This window comes from Leisingera sp. (genome assembly GCF_982940295.1).
Window position 1 is genome coordinate 1 of sequence record NZ_CEYXRG010000009.1, and the last position, 20,083, is coordinate 20,083.

Annotated in this window: 17 protein-coding genes; 9 read left to right on the top strand and 8 right to left on the bottom strand. The window is 62.9% G+C overall.

Annotated features, from left to right (window positions below; all coding sequences use genetic code 11):
- Window positions 1-441: 441 nt before the first annotated feature.
- From AC4HIX_RS10100 to AC4HIX_RS10110, 3 genes are all read right to left on the bottom strand, one after another.
- Window positions 442-2,163 (bottom strand): OFA family MFS transporter, encoded by a 1,722-nt coding sequence (locus AC4HIX_RS10100; protein WP_490398877.1) that lies wholly within the window; start codon window positions 2,161-2,163, stop codon window positions 442-444.
- A 248-nt stretch (window positions 2,164-2,411) separates the two neighbouring features.
- Window positions 2,412-4,355 carry a sensor histidine kinase gene (locus AC4HIX_RS10105; RefSeq protein ID WP_490398878.1) on the bottom strand — a complete coding sequence of 648 codons (1,944 nt, stop codon included), beginning with the start codon at window positions 4,353-4,355 and terminating at the stop codon, window positions 2,412-2,414.
- Window positions 4,356-4,379: 24 nt separating this feature from the next.
- The gene (locus AC4HIX_RS10110; protein WP_490398879.1) at window positions 4,380-5,738 is read right to left on the bottom strand and encodes a sigma-54-dependent transcriptional regulator; all 1,359 of its coding nucleotides are present in this window, start codon (window positions 5,736-5,738) and stop codon (window positions 4,380-4,382) included.
- A gap of 273 nt (window positions 5,739-6,011) precedes the next feature.
- Between AC4HIX_RS10110 and AC4HIX_RS10115 the strand changes: the two genes are divergently transcribed.
- From AC4HIX_RS10115 to AC4HIX_RS10130, 4 genes are read left to right on the top strand one after another with little or no spacing between them, the layout of a single operon-like run.
- A complete protein-coding gene (locus AC4HIX_RS10115) occupies window positions 6,012-7,427 on the top strand; it encodes a sulfite oxidase (RefSeq protein ID WP_490398880.1) in 1,416 nt (471 codons plus the stop codon).
- Entirely contained in the window at window positions 7,427-7,786 is a 360-nt protein-coding gene (locus tag AC4HIX_RS10120; protein ID WP_490398881.1) for an aldehyde dehydrogenase, read from the top strand. The genes AC4HIX_RS10115 and AC4HIX_RS10120 overlap by 1 nt, the downstream gene beginning before the upstream one ends.
- 28 nt (window positions 7,787-7,814) lie before the next feature.
- The gene (locus AC4HIX_RS10125) at window positions 7,815-8,645 is read left to right on the top strand and encodes a universal stress protein (protein WP_490398882.1); all 831 of its coding nucleotides are present in this window, start codon (window positions 7,815-7,817) and stop codon (window positions 8,643-8,645) included.
- A gap of 39 nt (window positions 8,646-8,684) precedes the next feature.
- Window positions 8,685-10,067 (top strand): MBL fold metallo-hydrolase RNA specificity domain-containing protein, encoded by a 1,383-nt coding sequence (locus AC4HIX_RS10130; protein ID WP_490398883.1) that lies wholly within the window; start codon window positions 8,685-8,687, stop codon window positions 10,065-10,067.
- Window positions 10,068-10,164: 97 nt separating this feature from the next.
- Here the strand turns inward: AC4HIX_RS10130 and AC4HIX_RS10135 are convergent, their stop codons facing one another.
- From AC4HIX_RS10135 to AC4HIX_RS10150, 4 genes are all read right to left on the bottom strand, one after another.
- Window positions 10,165-10,938, bottom strand: a complete 774-nt coding sequence (locus tag AC4HIX_RS10135; RefSeq protein WP_475046263.1) for an IclR family transcriptional regulator — start codon at window positions 10,936-10,938, stop codon at window positions 10,165-10,167.
- A 13-nt stretch (window positions 10,939-10,951) separates the two neighbouring features.
- Window positions 10,952-12,310, bottom strand: coding sequence for a TRAP transporter large permease (locus tag AC4HIX_RS10140; RefSeq protein ID WP_490398884.1), 1,359 nt, complete (start codon window positions 12,308-12,310; stop codon window positions 10,952-10,954).
- Complete coding sequence (locus AC4HIX_RS10145; protein ID WP_475046267.1) at window positions 12,310-12,978, bottom strand: TRAP transporter small permease; 669 nt, start codon at window positions 12,976-12,978, stop codon at window positions 12,310-12,312. The genes AC4HIX_RS10140 and AC4HIX_RS10145 overlap by 1 nt, the downstream gene beginning before the upstream one ends.
- Before the next feature lie 101 nt (window positions 12,979-13,079).
- Window positions 13,080-14,312: a TRAP transporter substrate-binding protein gene (locus AC4HIX_RS10150; protein WP_475046268.1), complete on the bottom strand. Its 1,233-nt coding sequence runs from the start codon at window positions 14,310-14,312 to the stop codon at window positions 13,080-13,082.
- A gap of 104 nt (window positions 14,313-14,416) precedes the next feature.
- On the opposite strand from AC4HIX_RS10150, the gene AC4HIX_RS10155 reads away from it, so the two are divergent.
- From AC4HIX_RS10155 to AC4HIX_RS10175, 5 genes are all read left to right on the top strand, one after another.
- Window positions 14,417-16,012: a GMC family oxidoreductase gene (locus AC4HIX_RS10155; RefSeq protein WP_475046269.1), complete on the top strand. Its 1,596-nt coding sequence runs from the start codon at window positions 14,417-14,419 to the stop codon at window positions 16,010-16,012.
- 289 nt (window positions 16,013-16,301) lie between these two features.
- Window positions 16,302-16,595, top strand: coding sequence for a ribbon-helix-helix domain-containing protein (locus AC4HIX_RS10160; RefSeq protein ID WP_490398885.1), 294 nt, complete (start codon window positions 16,302-16,304; stop codon window positions 16,593-16,595).
- 108 nt (window positions 16,596-16,703) lie between these two features.
- Window positions 16,704-17,099, top strand: coding sequence for a VOC family protein (locus AC4HIX_RS10165; protein ID WP_490398886.1), 396 nt, complete (start codon window positions 16,704-16,706; stop codon window positions 17,097-17,099).
- A gap of 22 nt (window positions 17,100-17,121) precedes the next feature.
- Entirely contained in the window at window positions 17,122-17,646 is a 525-nt protein-coding gene (locus tag AC4HIX_RS10170; RefSeq protein ID WP_490398887.1) for a twin-arginine translocation signal domain-containing protein, read from the top strand.
- 22 nt (window positions 17,647-17,668) lie between these two features.
- Complete coding sequence (locus tag AC4HIX_RS10175) at window positions 17,669-19,240, top strand: GMC family oxidoreductase (protein WP_475046277.1); 1,572 nt, start codon at window positions 17,669-17,671, stop codon at window positions 19,238-19,240.
- A 69-nt stretch (window positions 19,241-19,309) separates the two neighbouring features.
- Here AC4HIX_RS10175 and AC4HIX_RS10180 read toward each other — a convergent pair whose 3' ends face one another.
- Window positions 19,310-19,918: a hypothetical protein gene (locus AC4HIX_RS10180; protein ID WP_490398888.1), complete on the bottom strand. Its 609-nt coding sequence runs from the start codon at window positions 19,916-19,918 to the stop codon at window positions 19,310-19,312.
- Between the last annotated feature and the right edge of the window lie 165 nt (window positions 19,919-20,083).

The window sequence follows — 20,083 nt, forward strand, 5'->3', positions numbered from 1 at the left end:
ACCCTCGGTGGTGACCGTCAGCGCCTCAGCGCCGCCGGTGAGGGGTGTTCTATGGCGAGCGCCGAAGAGTCGCAACCCCTAAAACGCACAAAAGAACGAAATGCTTCGGAAAGCGAATTCGGTTGGGCTCGGGACCCTTAATTTGAGTTCTGCAGCATGACGCTTCACGCCTGCCAGCTGCTGCTATGGCATGGTTTTCCAGTGCAATCCGTCGTGACCTGTCGTGCAAACTGAAGCTTAAACCTTGAAGCCAAGGGGGAGGTTACCGGGCAGGACCTATCAGCATGGCCCGGCTAACCGGCCGCTCCAGCGGGCTTGATCATCCCGGCGGCAACAGACCATGCGTCCAATCCGTGATCCTGCGCACGTGTCCCGAACTCTTTACCGGGAATGTGAACAGCAGTTGCAAACGGGGCGCCCGTGGCGCCCCGTCAAATCGCTTTATTCCCCCGGAACAGCCTGAAGCTCCGGCTCGTCATGGTAGTGATGCTCTTTCACCGGTCGCATGAAGAGGTTGGCAAAGAAGGCCACCGCCAGCAGAGCCGCCATGCAATACATTGTTGTATTGTAGAGGCTGGGCGTCGGATCCACGGTGCCGGCCGGTGCGATTTCCATCAGCTTGGCGATGGTCACGGTCTTGGCCACCACCAGCTGGTCAAGCTGCGCAACAGGCGCGCCGAACTTCGCGGCAAAGGCGGCCGGATCCACTTTAGCAGCCAGGTCCTGGACCGCGCTGTTAACCGACATCTGCCGCAACGAGGTAATCGCCAGAGGCCCCAGCACGCCCGCGGTCGACCAGGCGGTCAGCAGGCGGCCGTGAATGCCGCCGACATGCATGGTGCCGAACATGTCGGCAAGGTAAGCCGGGATCGTGGCGAAACCGCCGCCATACATCGAGAAGATCAGCATCGTCGCCAGGTAGAAGCCCATCAGATAGACCAGCGACGGGTTGGCCGCAGCGGCAGAAGCGAAATACGGGATCGACAGGTAGAGCGCAGTGCCCAGCACGAAGAAGCACATGTAGGTTGCCTTGCGCCCGATGTAATCCGAGGCAGACGCCCAGAAGAACCGCCCGACCATGTTGAAGACCGAAATCATCAGCACATAGGTCGAGGCGAAGGCGGCGGTTGCCACCAGCGGCATCACCGAGCCGAAGATCTCGGACATCATCGTCTTTGCGACTCCGATCACGCCTATGCCTGCGGTCACGTTGAAACACAGCATCACCCACAGCTGCCAGAATTGCGGCGTCTTCAGCGCCTGGTCGATATGCACGTCGTTCTGCGTCACCAGCCCGGATGCGGCGGGTTTCGGTTCCCAGCCTTCAGGCTTCCAGTCCTTGGCAGGAACCCGGTACTGGAAGGCGGCCAGGATCATCACCACGAAATACACGATGCCCAGGGTCATGAAGGTCTGTGCCGCGCCGGTATTGCCGGTGCCCACCACATAGGCGCCGGCCTCGCCGCCGAACTCGGCAGCCTGCGCCGCGCTGGCGATCACCACCTCGATCTTGCCTTGTGCGGTTTCGGCAAAGACCCGGCCGTTTTCGACCACGGTCTGCACCGCATCCCTGGCGCCAAGATAGGTCGGCGCAGTTGCATAGAGGTCCAGCAGCCAGCCCTTGACCGGAGCGGCGATCATCGCGCCGCCGCCAAAGCCCATGATGGCCATGCCCGTCGCCATGCCGCGCCGGTCGGGGAACCAGCGGATCAGCGTTGATACCGGAGAGACATAGCCCAGTCCCAGCCCGCAGCCGCCAAGCACGCCGTAGCCCAGATAGACCAGCCACAGCTGATGGCTGGAAATGCCGAACGAGCCGACGATGAAGCCGCCGCCCCACAGCAGGGCTGCCACAACGCCCACCATGCGCGGGCCGACTTCCTCCAGCCATTTGCCCGCAAATGCGGCGGCCAGACCGAGGCAGACGATGGCGACCGAAAAGATCCAGACAACGGAGCCCAGACTCCAGTCATCGGCGCTGGAGGCCACCACCCCCAGCTCGCGGGTCAGCGGCGGGTTGAACACCGACCAGGCATAAACCGAGCCGATACAAAGATGGATAGCGATGGATGCCGGCGGCACCCGCCAGCGGTTGAAACCTGGTTCGGCGGTGATGTGCTCCTTGTGCAGAAAGCTCAGCCCGCCGGATGATGGCGTACTCATGTGGTGTCCTCCCTAGTGCTGTTCCGGCGGCTGCAACCTCCTATTGCGGCCGCCCTGAATGGCCCGCGGCAATGTGCCGTAGCTTGACAAAGGCGGAGAGATCACCCAGCTGTCAAACGAATAATTTAGCAATAACAATAGCTTATCGCGTCAATTTGTCCGTCTCGCCAGACGTCTTCAGACGGTTGCGGGACAATCTGTCCGCACCCGGGAGCCGGGACCTGCGCATTTGCGCCAATTTGTCCGGATCAGGCGCTGGCAGGCGCGGGAAGAAAAATTTCGAACCGGGTGCCCTGCCCCGGCTCTGACTGCACGGTGATGCGGCCGCCGGCGCGACTCACCAGTTGATGGCTGATCGACAAGCCCAGCCCGGTGCCTCGCGCCTGCTTAGTGGTGAAGAACGGGCCGAAGATGCGGTTCAGCAGGTCCGCGGGGATGCCGGTGCCGGTATCCTCGGCGGTCAGCAGCACGCCGTCCGGTGCATCTTCGGCGGTCAGGGTGAGGCGGCCGCCCCCGGGCATCGCCTGCACCGCATTCAGGATGAGATTGACGATCACCTGCTGCAATTCCGTGCGCGATATCCTGACCTGGCCGGTACTGGCCAGATGCGCCTCTGCCTCGATCCCGGTGGCCTCGATCTGATGGCGGGTCAGCACCAGGCAGTCAGCCACCACTTCGGCCGGGGAAATCAGCCCGGCTGCGCCGGAGTATTCTTCGGGCCGGGCGAATTGCAGCAGCTTGGAGACAATCACGCCGATACGGTAGACCTGATCGTCGATCAGCCGGAATTCCTCCTCGACCGGCTCCGCGTGGCTGCCCAGCACCGTCCGGGCCAGATCCAGGTTGCCCTGGATCACCGCAACCGGGTTGTTGATCTCATGCGCAACCGAGGCCGTGATCTCGCCAACCGCAGCGAGTTTCTCCGAAACGATCAGCCGTTCGGTGGTCCGCTCCAGCCGCTGGTTTGCCTCGCGCAGATCCGCGGTGCGCTCCTCGACTTTGGCCTCCAGGCTTTCCCCCCAACCGCGCAATTGCTGGTCGCGCTCCTGCACCTGATCCAGCAAGCTGTCCAGATGCGCTGCCACACGAGCAATCTCGCCGCCGTCCTCCTGCGGGCGGTTGCGGGCGGCCAGATCGCCTTGCTCAACCCTGGCGATGGTCTGGGTCATGCCCTCAAGCGGGCGGAAGATGCGCCCCGCCCACCGCAGGAATATCGGCACCGACAGCGCCGCGATCAGCAGGAAGGCCCCGCCGAGCGTCAATACCGTGCTGCGCTTGGCCTGGCGGAAGGGAGTTTCCAGAAAACCGACATAGAGCATCCCTGCCCGGTTGCCGCGGCTGTCCAGAATCGGTTCATAGGCGGAGATATACCAGTCGTTCACCACAAAGGCCCGGTCCAGCCATACATCGCCGCGCCCCAGCACCTGGCCGCGCACCTCGGCCGAGACCCGGGTGCCAAGCGCACGCACGTTTTCAAAGAGCCGCACATTTGTGGAGATCCGCACGTCCTCCAGAAACAGCGTGGCGGTTCCCTGGCTGCCCTCCGGCAGGCTTTGTTCGCGGTAGACCAGCGCGTTGATGGTGTCGATGAAATCCAGGTTGCGGTTCAGCAGCCGCCCGCCCACCAGAACCGCCTTCCGGCCGTCCGGCAGGGTCACCGGGGCAGCGGAGTGGATGATCATGCCGCGGGTTTCGGCGGTGCGGTCTGTGGGCACAGCTGCTTCGGTCGCCACCAGCGGGATGGCAGCGCGACCGGCGAGGCCGGGGGACAGAGCGTCCAGCTGGGCCGCGTCCAGAATGTCGACCGCGCTTTGCCACTGGCCCTGCAATGCGCCGCGGATGACGGGCCAATCTGCGGGAGAAAAAGCGGCATGGCCGTCAGGTCCGGCAATATACAGAAAGTCGAGCCCAAGCCGGGCCTGTTCCTGCACCAGGAAATCTGCGGAGTTCCCCGCCGCGAAAGCGTTGCGGAAACGGACCGATTGCGCCACCGCATCCAGCAGCTCGCCCGAGGTGGCGGTCAGCCTGGCCAGATACTGGTCGGCAATGGTCAGATCACCGTTCACCTTGCTGATCAGCAGGCCGTCGGTCTTTTCCGACCAGCGCCAGGTGGCAATGCCCAGAAGCAGCGGCATCAGCACCAGCATCGGCAGCAGCGCGATCAGCAGCAACCGGACCCGGACCGACCGCATGGGCAAACGCAGCCCTCGCACCGGCTAAAGCCCCCAAGCCGCGCATTTGCGGTCAATGGTCTTGCGCGAGACACCCAGCCGCCGCGCCGCCTCGCTGCGGTTGCCGCCAGCGGCCTCCAGAGCGTGCAGGATCTCACGTCGCTCGACCTCTTCCAGCGGCAGGATGTCGGCAGCGGGACGGGGCGGGGCCAGCGTGTCCAGGGAAAAGCTGCCGAAGATCAGCGATCGCTCCACAAAATTGCGCAGCTCGCGGATGTTGCCCGGCCAGTCATGGCGCAGCAGCGCGGATTTGACGTTTGCAGACAGCTCCAGCGGCGGCATTTGCAATTGGGGTGCGATTTCGGCCAGGAACAGCTCTGCTAGCTCAACAATGTCGGTGCCGCGCTCACGCAGCGGCGGCATTGCCACTTCGATCACATTGATGCGGAACAGCAGATCCTCGCGGAAAGTGCCCGCCGCCACCGCCTCGTCCAGCGCGCGGCTGGAACTCATCACAAAGCGGACATCGAGCTGAATCGTCCGCTCCGTGCCGATCGGCCGGATGCGGCCGTCCTCCAGCACCCTCAGCAGCGCAGTTTGCGCCGAAGAACTTAGCTCCCCGATTTCATCGAGAAAAACCGTGCCGCCCTGCGCCGAGGCCAGCAGGCCCTCGCGCCCTGCCGGCGCACCGGGGAAGGCGCCGGGCGCATGGCCGAACAGCTCATATTCGATGACATCCGCTGGAATGGCGCCGCATTGAACCGGCACAAAAGGCGCCCCGGCGCGACTGGAGCGCGCATGCAGGTGGCGCGCGGCAACCTCCTTGCCGGTGCCCGAAGCGCCGGTGATCAGCACCGGGGTAGACACCTGGGCCACCCGGTCCAGCAAGGCGCGCACCTGGCCAACGGCGGGCGAAGCCCCGACCAGCTCGCGGCGGCGGCGGCGTCCAGGACTGGCGGTTTCCAGTTCCCGCCGCAGCAGCATATTCTCGCGCTTCAGACGGGCCGTCTCGATGCAGCGGCGCAGTGCATTGAGGATCTGGTTCGAGCGGAAGGGCTTCAAAACGAAATCCGATGCCCCGGCCCGCAAAGCGTCAATCGCAGTCTGCAGATCGGCGTAGGCGGTGATCAGGATGGTATCGGTAAAGCCGCCCTCCCGCCGCTGCTCCTCCAGCCAGTCCAAGCCTTTCTGGCCCGGCATGATATTGTCGAGGATCATCACATCATATTGCCGCGTATTGAGCAGGGCGGCGGCGGCTTCGGTGTTTTCGGCTTCATCCACCAGCTGGCACAGAGGGCGCAGGGTTTTCACGAGGAAATTGCGCATCCCCGGCTCATCGTCCACGATGAGGATGCTTGCTTGCCCGAGCGGGTCGGCCAGCCTTGCTAGATCTGTATCTGTCATACCTGCCGCTATTCGATGGGGGCGGTATTGGACTATTGTCGCTTTCCGGTGCTTTGTCGAGAGAACAGCCTTTTGCATGACCCGCCGGACCTATTCTGTATTGCTGGACTCATTCGAGCCAGGAAAAGGCCCAGCTGCAACCGCTGCGCGGCACCGACCGCCCATTCTCCCAGCAGGCGCGGAACACGCGGACAAGCTGATGGATTTCGGACTGCGCTGCCGCGCGCCGCGCCTTAACCGCCGTCAATGCGCAAGGCGCAGGCACATGGTCAAATGGCTGCATTCGGCTCCGGCGGCGGCGGCTCGCTCACGCGTGACGCCGTTTTCCGGATCCTGCCGCAAGGACTGACCGATGCTGCCCCGAAAACCGCCCTGCATGTATCCAATGCAGGCGGACTGGCTGGCAGCAGCGCGAGTAAGGGGAATGCAATCATGGCGTCGAACGACAATCTGAAACCCGCTGCCGCAGAACGGGAGGCTGCCACTGAAGCTGGCCGCCGCCGGTTCCTGAAGACCGCAGGCCTGGCCAGCCTGGGCGCTGCCGCAGGCATGGCGATTCCGTTTCACCGGAACCTGCCGCATGGTTTCTTCCCTGCCGCAATGGCCAGCGAAAACGGCTTGGCTGGCAAGGACGGGCTGACGCTGCTGAACGACCGGCCGCTGAATGCCGAAACCCCGCCGGAACTGCTGGATGACCCGGTGACCCCGACGGTGCGGCACTTTATCCGCAACAACGGGCTGGCCCCAGATGACACCAGCGCAGAGGGCTGGATGCTCACGGTCGACGGCTTCACGGACAGACCGCTGGAGCTGTCCATTGCGGATCTCCAGGACCGCTTCGAGGTGGTCACGCTGGCGCTGGCTCTGGAATGCGGCGGTAACGGGCGCGCCTTCTTCGACCCGCCCGCCAGCGGTAACCAGTGGACCTATGGCGCCGTGGCTTGCTCGGAATGGACGGGGGTGCGGCTTCGCGACGTGCTGCAGGCGGCGGGGGTTCAGGACAACGTGGTCTATACCGCGCATTACGGGGCGGACGGGCATCTGTCGGGGGACCCCGACAAGCTGCCTATCTCGCGCGGGCTGCCCATTGCCAAGGCGCTGACGGACACTGTGCTGATTGCCTTTCAGATGAACGGCGCCGATCTCCACCCGATGAACGGCGCGCCGCTGCGGCTGGTGGTGCCGGGCTGGCCCGGCTCCTGCTCGCAGAAATGGCTGACCCGGATCGAGCTGCGCGACCAGGTTCACGATGGCCCCAAGATGACCGGCACCTCCTACCGTGTGCCCGCCTACCCGGTGGCGCCGGGCGACGATGTGCCCAAAGAGGATTTCCGCATCATCGAGCGGATGCCGGTGAAATCGCTGATCACCTTCCCCGCCAACGGCGCCGCGTCCGGCATGGAAACCGAGGTGCGCGGCCACGCCTGGTCCGGCGACCGCACGGTGGACCGGCTGGATATCTCCTACGACTTCGGGGCCAGCTGGCAGGCGGCGGAGCTCGACCCGCCGGCCAACGACGGCGCCTGGCAGAACTGGCGCGCAACGGTGCGCTTCCCGGTGGCCGGCTATTACGAGATCTGGGCCCGCGCCACCGACAGCGAAGGCGAAATGCAGCGGTTTGCCATCGACTGGAATCCGAAGGGGTATCTGAACAACCGGATGCACCGCATCGGCCTGCGCGTCAGCTGATGCCGCGGCGGCTGGCATCAGGCACCGCGGCCCGTCCGGCGCGGCTCAGGCTTGCAGCCGCCTGTGCCGCCTTGTGCGGCACGCTAGCGCAGGCACAGGCCCAAGCGCCGGAGGACAGTGAATTCGGCCAGCTGGTCGTGGCAGAGGGGGCAGAGGAGACCTACTACGCCTGCACCGCCTGTCATTCCGAAATGATCATCGCCCAGCAGGGCAAGACCCGCGAGGGCTGGGCGGATCTGCTGGACTGGATGACCGAAGAGCAGGGCATGCCTGAACTGGACCCTGCTGAGCGCGGGATCATCCTCGACTACCTTTCTGCCCACTACAACACCGACCGGCCAAACTTCCCGCATCGGTAAGACCGAACATACATCAAGGAGTTTTCCGATGACTATCAAGTCCCTGGCGGTTGCGCTCTTTTCGGCGGAGGAAGCGCAGCGGCTCATCCCCGCGGCCGCCGATATGGCCAGCCGCGCCGGTGCGCATCTGACCGGCGTGCTGCCCCTGGAGGCCCAGGTGCCCTTTGCCGGCACCGAAGGCGGTCTTGTGAGCTATGGCGCGGCGTATATCCCCGATTGGCAGCAGCAGGAAGCACAGGCCATCGCAGAAACCTTTCAGGCTGCTGTGACTGGGAGGGATTTCCTGTCTGATCTCAGGCAGCAGCCGCTGGGCAGCCAAAGCGCCGAGGATTTCCTGCTCGACAATGTGGCCGCCGCGGACCTTGTACTGGCCGGGCAGTGCCCGCCGGAGGGCGCCAGGTACAGCCACCGCCAGCTGCAAGAGCAGCTGATCCGCCGCTCGGGACGCCCGGTCCTGATCATTCCCCAAGGCTGGGACCCGGCGCCCATTGGCGCGAACATCCTGATCGGCTGGAGCAACACCCGCGAAGCCGTCCGCGCGGCCCACGATGCCCGCGCCCTGGCGCAGCCCGGTGCCAGTATTTCGATCCTCCGCATCGGCGACGGCAGCGACGGGCTCGCCTGCCGCGAGGACATGGCGGCGGCCTTTGACCGGCACGGGCATCCGGTGACGCTGATTGACCGCGAGCGGACTACTCCGGACACCGGCTCCATGCTGCTCAAGGTGGCGGTGGAATGCGGGGCCGACATGCTGGCCGCCGGCGCCTTCGGGCATTCCTGGGCATATGACTTCGTGATCGGCGCCGCCACGCGCGAACTGCTTGCACATGCCAAACTGCCGGTTCTGTACTCCAGATAAGCGCCGGCAAGACAGGAGAATGCCATACAGGAGAATGCCATGCCGCCGCCAAGCAGTGCCAGGCTGCGTTTCCTTGGGGCCACCGGAACCGTCACCGGCTCCCGCTACCTGATCGAGGCCGGAAAGCACCGTGTGCTGGTCGATTGCGGACTGTACCAGGGTTATAAGCACCTCAGGCGGCGCAACCGCAAACCATTCCCGGTCCGCCCGGGCTCCATCACCGCCGTTCTGCTGACACATGCCCACCTGGACCATTCCGGCTACCTCCCAGCACTGATCCGCTCGGGCTGCCGGGCGCCGGTCTATTGCACCCCGCCCACCCGCGACCTGTGCGGGCTGCTGCTCCCCGACAGCGGCCGCCTGCAGGAGGAGGAGGCCCAGCACGCCCGCCGCAAGGGCTATTCCCGGCACAAACGGCCCCGCCCGCTTTATTCCGAACAGGACGCCCGCGCCGCCCTGCGCCGGTTCAAGACGCATCCCTTCGGGGTTCCGCTGGACCTTGGCGGCGGCCTGAGCGCCGAATTCATCCGCGCGGGCCATCTGCTGGGGGCCGCGCAGATCCGGATCACCATCAACGGCAAAACTGTGCATTTCAGCGGCGACCTCGGCCAGGACCGGGACCCGCTGATGCCGCCGCCGTCCCCCTTTCCCGGCGCCGATGTGCTGGTCTGCGAGTCGACCTACGGCGACCGCCTGCACCCGCCCGTCTCTCCCGAAGATGAGCTGGCAGGCATTCTGGCCCCGTTCCTCAAGCAGAAAGGCATCGTGCTGATCCCCGCCTTCGCGGTCGGGCGCGCCCAGGGCATCACATATCACCTGTCGCGCCTGATGGCCTCCGGCCGCATCCCGCGGGTTCCGGTGTTCCTCGACAGCCCGATGGCGTCAGATGCCACCGATATTTATACCCGCCACTGCGCCGAGCACCGCATCCCCCAGCAGGACTGCGCCGCCGTCTTTCAGCTTCCGGTCCGGACCAATTCGGTGGCCGAGTCCAGAGAGCTGAACACCCTGGAGGGGCCGATGGTCATCCTGTCGGCCAGCGGCATGATCACCGGCGGACGCATCCTTCATCACGTGGTGAACTTCGGCGGCAGCCTGCGCACCATGATCGTGCTTTCGGGTTTTCAGGCAGGCGGCACCCGCGGCGCGTCACTGGCCGCGGGCGAGCGGCGCCTGCGCATCTTCGGGCAGGACCGCGTCATCCGGGCAAGAGTCGCCCAGCTTGAAACTTTATCGGGCCACGCGGACGCTGATGAGCTGGTCCGCTGGATGGCATCCGGTCCCGCGCCTGCCATGACTTACCTCACGCACGGTGAACCGGAAGCCGCCGAAACACTCCGGCGGCGCATTTCCCACGAACTGGGCCGCCCGTCCCGGGTGCCCGAACACTTGGAAGCCATCCGCATCGACAACCCGTCGTAACCCAGGCGCAGGGGCCTGGCAGCCTCCCCCGGCAAGCGGAAATCAATGGCCATGCGCCTGGCACCGGCCGGGTAACCGGGCTCAGCGCCAACGTGATCTACGCCAAATTTCCCAGCTCACTTGCCCCCTTCTGCAAGCATGGGAGGAAATCCTTCAGCTCCTCCAGGCTGCGCCGCTGCACCGGAGCGTGGACCGAAAGCGTCGCAAGCAGCCGGTCGCGGGCGTCTCGCACGGGGACCGCGACTGCAACCATGCCGTCAATGAACTCTTCGTTATCGGTAGAATAGCCACGTGCGGCAATAGCACCCAATTCGGTGCTGAGCGCGTCCGGATCGGTGCAGGTCTTGCCGGTCACCGCTTCCAATGGGCGGGCGCGCAGAACGGCCTGCAGCGTGCTCTGCTTCAAGGTCGAGAGGTACATCTTGCCGCTAGCGGTGCAATGAAAGGGCACCTGGGTACCGATCGGCAGCTGAATACGCAACGGCCATTTGGTCTCCACCCGGTCCAGATAGGTCATCCCCTCGCGGTCGGGGGTGGCAAGATTGCAGGTTTCGCCCAACTGCTCGGCAACGCTCTTGAGGATGCTCAGCCGGGCGGTACGGAGGTGTTCAGACGAAATGGTGTTGAGTGCCAGCTTCCGCAGGCGGGGGCCGGGCCCATAGGCCCGCCCGTCCAGATCCCGCTGCAAAAAGCCTTCCGCCTCCGCCGTCTGCATCAGCCTGTGAACGGTAGGCTTGGGCAGGCCCATGGCCTCGATCATCTCGGCTGGCTTGACCGCGACGCCGCGGCGGGCGACCTCCTCCAGCAGCACCAAAAGGCGCAGGTTGGTGGGGATCTGCCCCTCATTCTTGTCCAGCGTATCCGCTGCCATTGACGCCTCACCGCTACTTGTTGGGCAGCAGCATCAGGGCGAATTCAGGAACCAGCGAGACCAGTACCCAGACGCCGATCAGCGCTGCAAGGTAAGGGACCGTATAGCGAAGCAGGCGGAAATACGGAACACCGGTCACACCCGATGCGACATAGAGGTTCAGCCCGTAAGGCGGGGTTATAAAGCCGATGGAGGCACCGACCAGGAAGATCACCGAGAAATGGATCGGGTCGACCCCGACCGAGGCTGCGATGGGGGCCAGGATCGGCGCCAGGATGATTGTCACCGGCAGGCTTTCCAGCACCATACCGGAGAAGAACACGATCACCATCGAGGTGAACAGCACCGCGTGGTAGCCGCCCATAGAGGTCACGAAGCCGCCGATCACCTGCTGCGCGCCCAACAGAGACAGGATCTGCTGCATCACCACGGAGATCGCGATGAGCGGCGCCAGAATACCGGTGATCTGGGCCGAACGCACCACGATGCCCGGGATCTGCGGGATGGTGAAGCCTTCGACCACCAGCATCTCGGCATAGGATTTCTCCTCCCATGTCTTGCCGCTGCGGGCCCCTGTGATCCTGGTCACGGCCCAGGACAATACACCTGCGATAACACAGAAGCCGACGGTAACGCCTGCCGCCTCGGTGGGTGAGAACTTACCGGTGTAGATGCCCCACAGAACCAGCCCGATGGCAAAGAAACCGAGCCAGGCACCGAAAGCGGTTTTCAAAACCCGGTTCAGCTGCAGCGGGATCAGGAAGCCCCAGCCGTTCTTGCGGCAGATAATCCAGCAGGCCAGCTGCATGCCGATAACCATCATCGCGCCGGGCAGAATGCCCGCGACGAACAGGTCAGAGATCGGCAGGTTCATCAGGAAGCCGTAGACGATAAAGATGATCGACGGCGGGATGATGATGCCGACTGTGCCGCCCGCGGCGGCGGTGGCAGCCGAGAACCGCTCATCATAGCCGCCTTTGACCATTTCCGGATGCAGCATCGAGCCGATGGTGGCGGTGGTCGCGGAATTGGAGCCTGAAATGGCGGCGAACAGCCCGCAGGCGCCGAGCGAGGCCATCGCCAGACCGCCGCGCATCCAGCCAAGACAGGCATAGGCAAAATCGCTCAGGCGCCGGGCAATGCCCGACTGGTTGATCAGGTCGCCGGTCAGGATGAACAGCGGCATGGCCAAAAGCGCAAAGCCCTTGTTGAACACGTTCAAAAGCTCGGCGCCCATGTTGTCGAGCGTCAGCCCCAGCACGAAGGAGCAGCCGATCACCCAATACCCGATGACCAGCAGCACCGGCACGCCGAGCATGAACAGAAAAGTGACCCCAAGCGAGATCAGCGTGACCCAGGTCCCGTCCGTCATTACACGTCTCCTCCGATCACGGCTTGTTTGATCAGCGGCGCGCCGCTGCGGTAGTTGCGGATGTCGTCGGCCAGGTTTTCAAACACCCGGGCGATCATCAGGACAAACGCCAGAGGCGCGGTGATCAGGAACCACCACTGAAGCACACTGTCCGTGCCCAGAACGATCTGGAAGTTGGAGGCGGACAGGGCGGTCAGACGTGTGGTTGTGACGAAAACGATCACCGCAAAACCGAACCACAGGACCGCATCCAGAGTAAGACAGCCCATCTGCGCCCAGCGGGGCATAATGGTGCGGAATTCGGAAAAGCTCAGATGCGTCCGCAGCCGCACGTTGAAGGCAGCGCCGAACCAGGCCATGATCATGAACAGCAGTGGCGGGATGGTCGTGGACCATGGCTGCTGGTTCTTGAACACGAAGCGGTCGATCACCCCCCAGAAGATGATGAAGGCAATCGCCAGGTAGCTCCACACCATGATGGAGCGCTCCAAGTGACGGTCCAGCAGCGGTACCAGCCGATAGAGCAGCATCACCAAGAGGCCGCCAAGCGCGGCGGCTGCGGTGCCCAGCACCCAGGCGGCATTGCTTTCCAAAGCATTGCGGATTTCCCAGCTGTCCTGGGACGCGAAGGCGCTGAAAATGGCGCCGATGTCCGACCAAAGCTGCATCTGTTCCTCCCCTCATTGCCCCTTCGATCCTGCCGGATCATTCCGGGCAAACAAGGCCGGCGCGGTTTGGCGCCGGCCCTCCGCTCGAAATCCGGGCCTGTTCAGCCCTTCCACCAGCGGCGCGGTTCCACGTTCTCGGGCTTCATGTCTTTGTCGACTTCGCGCGCGATGTTGTAGATTTCCTGATAGGTGTCGATGCCGCCGGCCCATTTGTTCAGGCGGTCGCGCCACTGTTCCCACAGCTGCGGCTGGAACTCCGGTGAACACATTTCCTCTGCCATGCGGATTTCGCTGTCCGGCAGGAAGGCAGGGCGCACGCCGTGTTCCGCAAAAACCGTTCCCGGCAGCTGCGGATCGCTGAACCCAACGGTCTTGACCAGCGCAGCCTCGTTTGCGGCCTGCACATGGGCCTGCGCCCAATACGCACTCTCCATCACCGCGTCCTGCAGGTAGCCTTCAAGCCCGTCAAAGACCTTGGCCGACATTGAGGTATGCTCGGTGCCGCAGAAGAACTTGAGGTCAACCGACTGCGAGACCACCGGCGCCATGTTGGCATAGGCCACGGCGGAGGCCCATGTTTCTGCACCGTCGATCAAGCCCTGCTTCAACCCGTCGAGGGTTTCCTCCCAGGCCACAGGCACCGGGTTCAGGTTCAGGGCGTTCATGGCGATCCGGCCCAGCTGGGTGCCGGTGACGCGGTTCTTGGTGCCGAACAGCTGTTCCAGCTTAGTCACTGTCGGCTGGTCCTTGTATTTCAGGCCCAGCTGGATGCCCCGAAGCTCGCAATGGCTGAACAGGAATTTCAGCCCGTGCCGCTTCTCCAGCGGATCTCGCAGGATTTCCTGGCTTTTGGGGTGATAGAGGAAATGATACTGCGACGCGCGCCCCGGGAACATGAAAGCATAGTCCAGCACGTTCAGGTAAGGTGCGCCGCCGGCCGAGTTCTGGGTCGAGGCCGCATAGATATCGACAATGCCCTGCTGGGTTTTCTCCACACAGCTCAGCTGTCCGCAGATCTGGTTGTCGCCGATGAACTCGATGCGGATCTCGCCGTCGGTGCGGGCTTCAAGATCTCGGGCAAACTCCAGCGCCCCTGCCCGTTCGATCAGCAGGTTGCGCGCGTTAAAGCCCGAGGCACCAAACTTCAGCGTGTGCTTGGCGGGCTTGGCATAGCGCTTTTCATAAGTCGATTCCGCCGCCGAAGCGAGATTCGCCAGGCTCATCGCACCGCCAAAGCCCCCCGCAGCCAGCAGGGTCGAACTCATCCCGTAAGTCCCTGCAACACGGAACAGATCCCGCCGCGAAATCCGGCTCAATTTGTTGGTCAGCCCCATAATTTTCCTCCCTAAGATCAATTATTGAGACGTTTCGTATCAAAAAAAGCTAGACCAATTTACGCATCCTGTATAGAAGTTTTTTCATCAAGGGATCGGGAGGGATGGATTTGGACGCGGATTTCATCGTCATCGGCGCAGGGTCGTCCGGCTGTGTTGTTGCAAACCGGCTGAGTGCGGATCCGCGCAACAAAGTGGTGCTGCTGGAGGCCGGCGGGCGGGACATAAACCCCTGGATTCACATCCCGGTCGGCTACTTTAAGACCATGCACAACCCGTCGGTGGACTGGTGCTACAAGACGGAGCCGGATCCGGGTCTCAATGGCCGTTCGATCGACTGGCCGCGGGGCAAAGTTCTGGGCGGGTCATCCTCGCTGAACGGGCTTCTCTATGTGCGCGGCCAGAAGGAGGACTACGACCGCTGGCGCCAGATGGGCAATGAAGGCTGGGGCTGGGAGGATGTGCTGCCGCTGTTCAAGCGATCCGAGGATCAGGAGCGCGGCGCCGATGAGTTTCACGGCACTGGCGGACCGCTGGCAGTTTCCAACATGCGTATCCAGCGCCCCATTTGCGATGCCTGGGTCGCCGCGGCGCAGGAGGCGGGTTATCCCTTTAACCCGGATTACAATGGCGCCAGGCAGGAGGGCGTCGGCTACTTCCAGCTGACCACCCGCAACGGGCGCCGCTGCAGCGCCGCTGTGGCATTTCTAAAGCCGGCCCGGAGCCGGGCCAACTTGCAGATCATCACCCATGCCCTGGTGGAAAAGATCAATCTCGACGGACGCCAGGTGACGGGCGTCACTTATCTGGACAAGGCAGGCCAGCGGCAGACCATCACCGCGCGCAAGGAAGTCATTCTGTCTGCTGGTGCGATCAACTCGCCGCAAACTCTGATGCTGTCGGGGATCGGCCCGGCAGAACAACTGAAGGCCAATGGAATTGAACCTCTGGTCGATTTGCCAGGCGTGGGCCAGGGCCTGCAGGACCATCTGCAGGCGCGGCTGGTTTACAAATGCAACGAGCCGACGCTGAACGATGAGGTGCGCAGCCTGTTCAATCAGATGCGGATTGCATTGAAATACGCCCTGTTCCGGGCCGGGCCGATGACAATGGCCGCGAGCCTGGCCACCGGCTTCATGAAAACCCGGCCTGATGTGGCCACGCCTGATATTCAGTTCCACGTTCAGCCTTGGTCAGCGGACAGCCCTGGCGAAGGCGTTCATCCTTTCTCGGCCTTCACAATGTCGGTTTGCCAGCTGCGCCCCGAAAGCCGCGGTGAAATCCGGCTGAACGGACCGGACCCGAAAAGCTATCCTAAGATCATACCCAACTACCTATCGGCTGAAACCGATTGCCGGACCATAGTGGACGGTGTGAAAATCGCCCGGCGGATTGCACGTCACAGCCCCTTGTCCTCCAAAATAGCCGAAGAGTTCCGGCCTCAATCCAGCCTGGAGATGGACGACTATGACGGCACGCTGGACTGGGCGCGCAGCAATTCCGTTTCGATCTACCATCCGACAGGAACCTGCAAAATGGGCCAGGGCGCGGATGCGGTGGTGGACGCCGGTTTGCAGGTGCACGGCGTGCGGGGGCTGCGGGTAGCCGATTGCTCAATCATGCCGGAAATCGTTTCGGGCAATACCAACGCGCCTGCCATCATGATCGGGGAAAAAGCCAGTGATTTGATAACCCGGTAGGCTTCCGGCCAGCCTGGAGACCGTGAGGTGCAGACCCGTTTCACCTTGGTTGCGCCGATGTTCCGATGAGAACGCACAGGCACCGGCCGCGTTGTGCCAGTTCCCGCGCGCAATCGAAAACACGGTCATTCAATCACTCGGATTTACTCACGGGATTCGGGCTTGCCGCCTGGTGCCGGCCGCGAGGATCGACAAAAAACCGCCTTTCTTATACGAATTACGGGTGAGCGGTGCCACGGCCCCTGTTTTTCCCGTCAGGCTTCGCACAGCTCGCAAGGGAGGAATGACCATGTGCCAAGTCTTTGCCGGACAAGATCCTGAGCGCTACGCGACCCGTACACGCCGCTTGCGGCTGAACGGCCAAAGCACCAGCATCAGGCTGGAAAATGCGTTCTGGGATATTCTCGACGAGATCGCCGGGAGAGATGGCGTGTCGACCCCGGTGTTCATCTCCACCCTGCATGCCGAGGTGCTGGAACAGCGCGGAGAACCGAATAACTTCACGTCGCTGCTGCGCTGCGCGTGTCTGAAGTTCATTGAAATGTCCGCGGACCGGCACACCCTGCCGATGGCCGCAGAATGACGCGCTGATTTCGACACAGGATTAAATGCGCTGGTAGTATGCGTATACTACCCTGGATGAATGCCTGGCTCCTAGTCTTTTCCCAGAACTTAGAAATGGGGAAAGAAATTGGCGAAGGCAATTCACTCGATGATCCGTGTCCTTGATGAGGCGCGGTCGCTTGCGTTCTACGAAACCGCATTTGGCCTGACGATTGCAGACAGGCTCGACTTTCCGGGCTTCACCCTGGTTTATCTCAGCAACGCAGAAAGCAGTTTCGAACTGGAGCTGACGATAAACAAGGACCAGACCGAGCCCTATGAACTAGGCAACGGATACGGCCACTTAGCGGTTTCAGTCAGCGATCTTGAGGCTGAACATGCACGCTTCGAGGCGGAAGGCCTCAATCCAAGAAAACTCGTTGAATTCGCGCCCGGCGGGGAGGTCGTGGCGCGCTTTTTCTTCGTTGCCGATCCTGACGGGTACCAAATCGAAGTGCTCGAGCGCGGCGGCAGATACCAGTAATTCAAGAAAGGGAGGAACGTTCATGTCCGACACTGCTAGCCCGAGAGAGCTGTCCCGGCGGCAGCTGCTCAAGCAAGCCACGGCCGCCAGCGCCACGCTGGTTGTGGGGTCAGGGTTTATGGCCGCCAGCGATGCTGCCTGGGCGGTGGAGACCGTGTCACTGAAACCGGAAAGCATGGCAGCCTTGGTGCAGATGGCGCGGGATATTTATCCGCACGACAAAGTAGGCGACCAATTCTATGCAACAGCGGTCAAAGGCTATGACAACGCTGAAATGGCAGCGGAAGTCGAGGCAGGGATTGCCAGGCTGAATGACGCCGCCCGGGCGGCAGGGCACGACAGCTATCTGGCCATCGGATGGGAGCGCGACCGCGCCGCCATTCTCCGCAGCATCGAAGAAGACAGCTTCTTCCAGAAGATCCGCGGCGGGTTGGTGACCGGGCTTTATAACCAGAAAGCGGTTTGGCCGATCTTCGGATACGAAGGGGCGTCCTTCGAACATGGCGGCTACATCGACCGCGGCTTCAACGACATCAACTGGCTGTGAGCCATAGAGGAGGACTGAAACTATGGCAGCACCTTTTGATCTGAATGACGATAACGTGGTCGTCATCATCGGCACCGGCGCAGGCGGCGGCGTTCTTGCGAATGAGCTGGCCCGGAAAGGCGTAAGCGTCGTAGCCCTGGAGGCCGGCGGCCGCCACCTGCCGGAAGACTTCATAAACGACGAATGGGAAAGCTTCGGCCAGCTGGCCTGGCTGGACCCGCGCACGACCAGCGGCGACTGGCGTGTTTCAAAGGACTTTTCCGGGCTGCCGGCCTGGATCGTGAAATCCGTCGGCGGCACCACCCAGCACTGGGCCGGGGCCAGCCTGCGGTTTCAGGAGCACGAGTGGAAAGCGCGCACGACCTATGGCGAAGTTGAAGGCGCGACACTGCTGGACTGGCCGATTGATGCGGCGGAAATGGACCCGTGGTACACCAAGGCGGAAGACAAGCTGGGCGTGACCCGCACCGGCGACAGGCCGGGTCTGCCTGGCAACAACAATTACCGCGTCTTCGAAAAGGGCGCCCAAGCGCTGGGGTACAAGAACGTTCACACCGGCCGCATGGCGATCACTTCCGATGAAAACCGCGACAGGACGATGTGCCAGCAAACCGGCTTCTGCTTTCAGGGCTGCAAGTGGGGCGCCAAATGGTCGGCGGGCTATGTGGACATTCCCGAAGGCGAGGCAACCGGCAATCTGGAGGTACGGCCGCAGTCGCACGTCGCCCGCGTTCTGCACAATGAGGCAGGCAAGGTCACCGGTGTCGAGTACTTTGACGCGGAAGGCAATCTGCATCTTCAGAAGGCAAGAATTGTCTGTGTCGCAGGTAACTCCTTCGAAAGCCCGCGGCTTCTGCTGAACTCGGCGTCCAGCATGTTCCCCGATGGGCTTGCCAACTCCTCCGGCCAGGTGGGGCGCAACTATATGCGGCACATGACCGGATCGGTTTACGGGGTGTTCGACAAGCCTGTCAAAATGTGGCGCGGCACCACCATGGCCGGCATCATCCAGGACGAAGCGCGGCACGACCCTTCCCGCGGGTTTGTTGGCGGGTATGAACTGGAAACACTGAGCCTCGGCCTGCCTTTTATGGCCGCATTCCTCAATCCCGGCGCCTGGGGGCGGGAATTCACCTCAGCACTGGACATGTACGAAAACATGGCCGGCATGTGGATCGTGGGCGAAGACATGCCCCAGGCTACTAACCGCGTGACGTTGAACACCGATGTCAAGGACCAGTGGGGACTGCCGGTTGCGAACGTCCACTTCGACGACCATCCCAACGATGTCGCTATGCGCAACCATGCCTATAAGCAGGGCCAGGCAGTTTATGAGGCGGTCGGTGCCACACGCACGTTCCCGACACCGCCCTATCCTTCGACCCACAACCTCGGCACCAACCGTATGTCGGAAAAGCCGGAAGACGGCGTGGTGAACAAGTGGGGGCAGACCCACGACATCGCAAACCTCTTCATCTCGGACGGATCGCAATTCACCACCGGGGCGGCAGAGAACCCGACCCTGACAATTGTCGCTCTGGCCATCCGGCAAGCGGACCATATTGCCCGCGAAATGAGCGCTGGCAGCATCTAAATCATGCGGGGCGCTTCTGCGGCAGGGGCGCCCCGCAAGCAACGCTGAAAAGCCGGCAGCCAAGGCCGTTCAGGTTGATACGGAAACCGGAACGAGTTCAGCGGCAAGCTCCCGCACAAGACCGCTTACCGCCTCCCGGGCTTGATCCTGCGATTTCTTCCCGCGCAGTTTACGGGCCAGCGCGGACCCTCGGGCGGAAGCGTCCTGCGCCAGCAGCAGCAATGCAATTTCCCGAAGCTGATGCATGGCCAGATCTGCCGCATCCTGCCCAAACCGGCCTTCAAGCTCGGATGGTGCTGGGCATTCCGCCAGCAGGTGCTTCAGGGCTGGCCCGTGCTTTGACGCCTCTGCCCGGCCAATGCAGACGTCAGCCATTCCCGCCATTTCGGAGTGAAACACCTCAACCGGCATGCGCGCCGTCTGCCTGGAATAACCCGCCTGCCGCTCGACATGGATGTCCTGCTGCGCTGGATCATACGCCATCACCAGCCCATCAATTGACACATCCGAAGCAACCGGATGCCCGAAGCGCATACGCAGGCTAAGGGCTTCCGCGAAAAGCACCAGCTGCAATAGGCCCGCCTGCGGCAGATCACAGGAAATGCGCTGGATGCCGCTGCGCCCGGCGTGCTTGTAGTTGAGCGCGAGCCGGGCACCGCCATCCTCCCGCGCCTCCATCGAAAAAATCTTTGCAGGCATGGCGCGGGTTATATGGCAGGCCGCAGGACCTGCAAGCAGCCTCCGGCATGGCCTGACGTGCTGAGCGGGCACGCGCCGAACCGAATGCGGCGTAAAGAAGGGGCGCTCCAGCAAAGCGACCGCCTTTGGCCAATCCGGCATGTT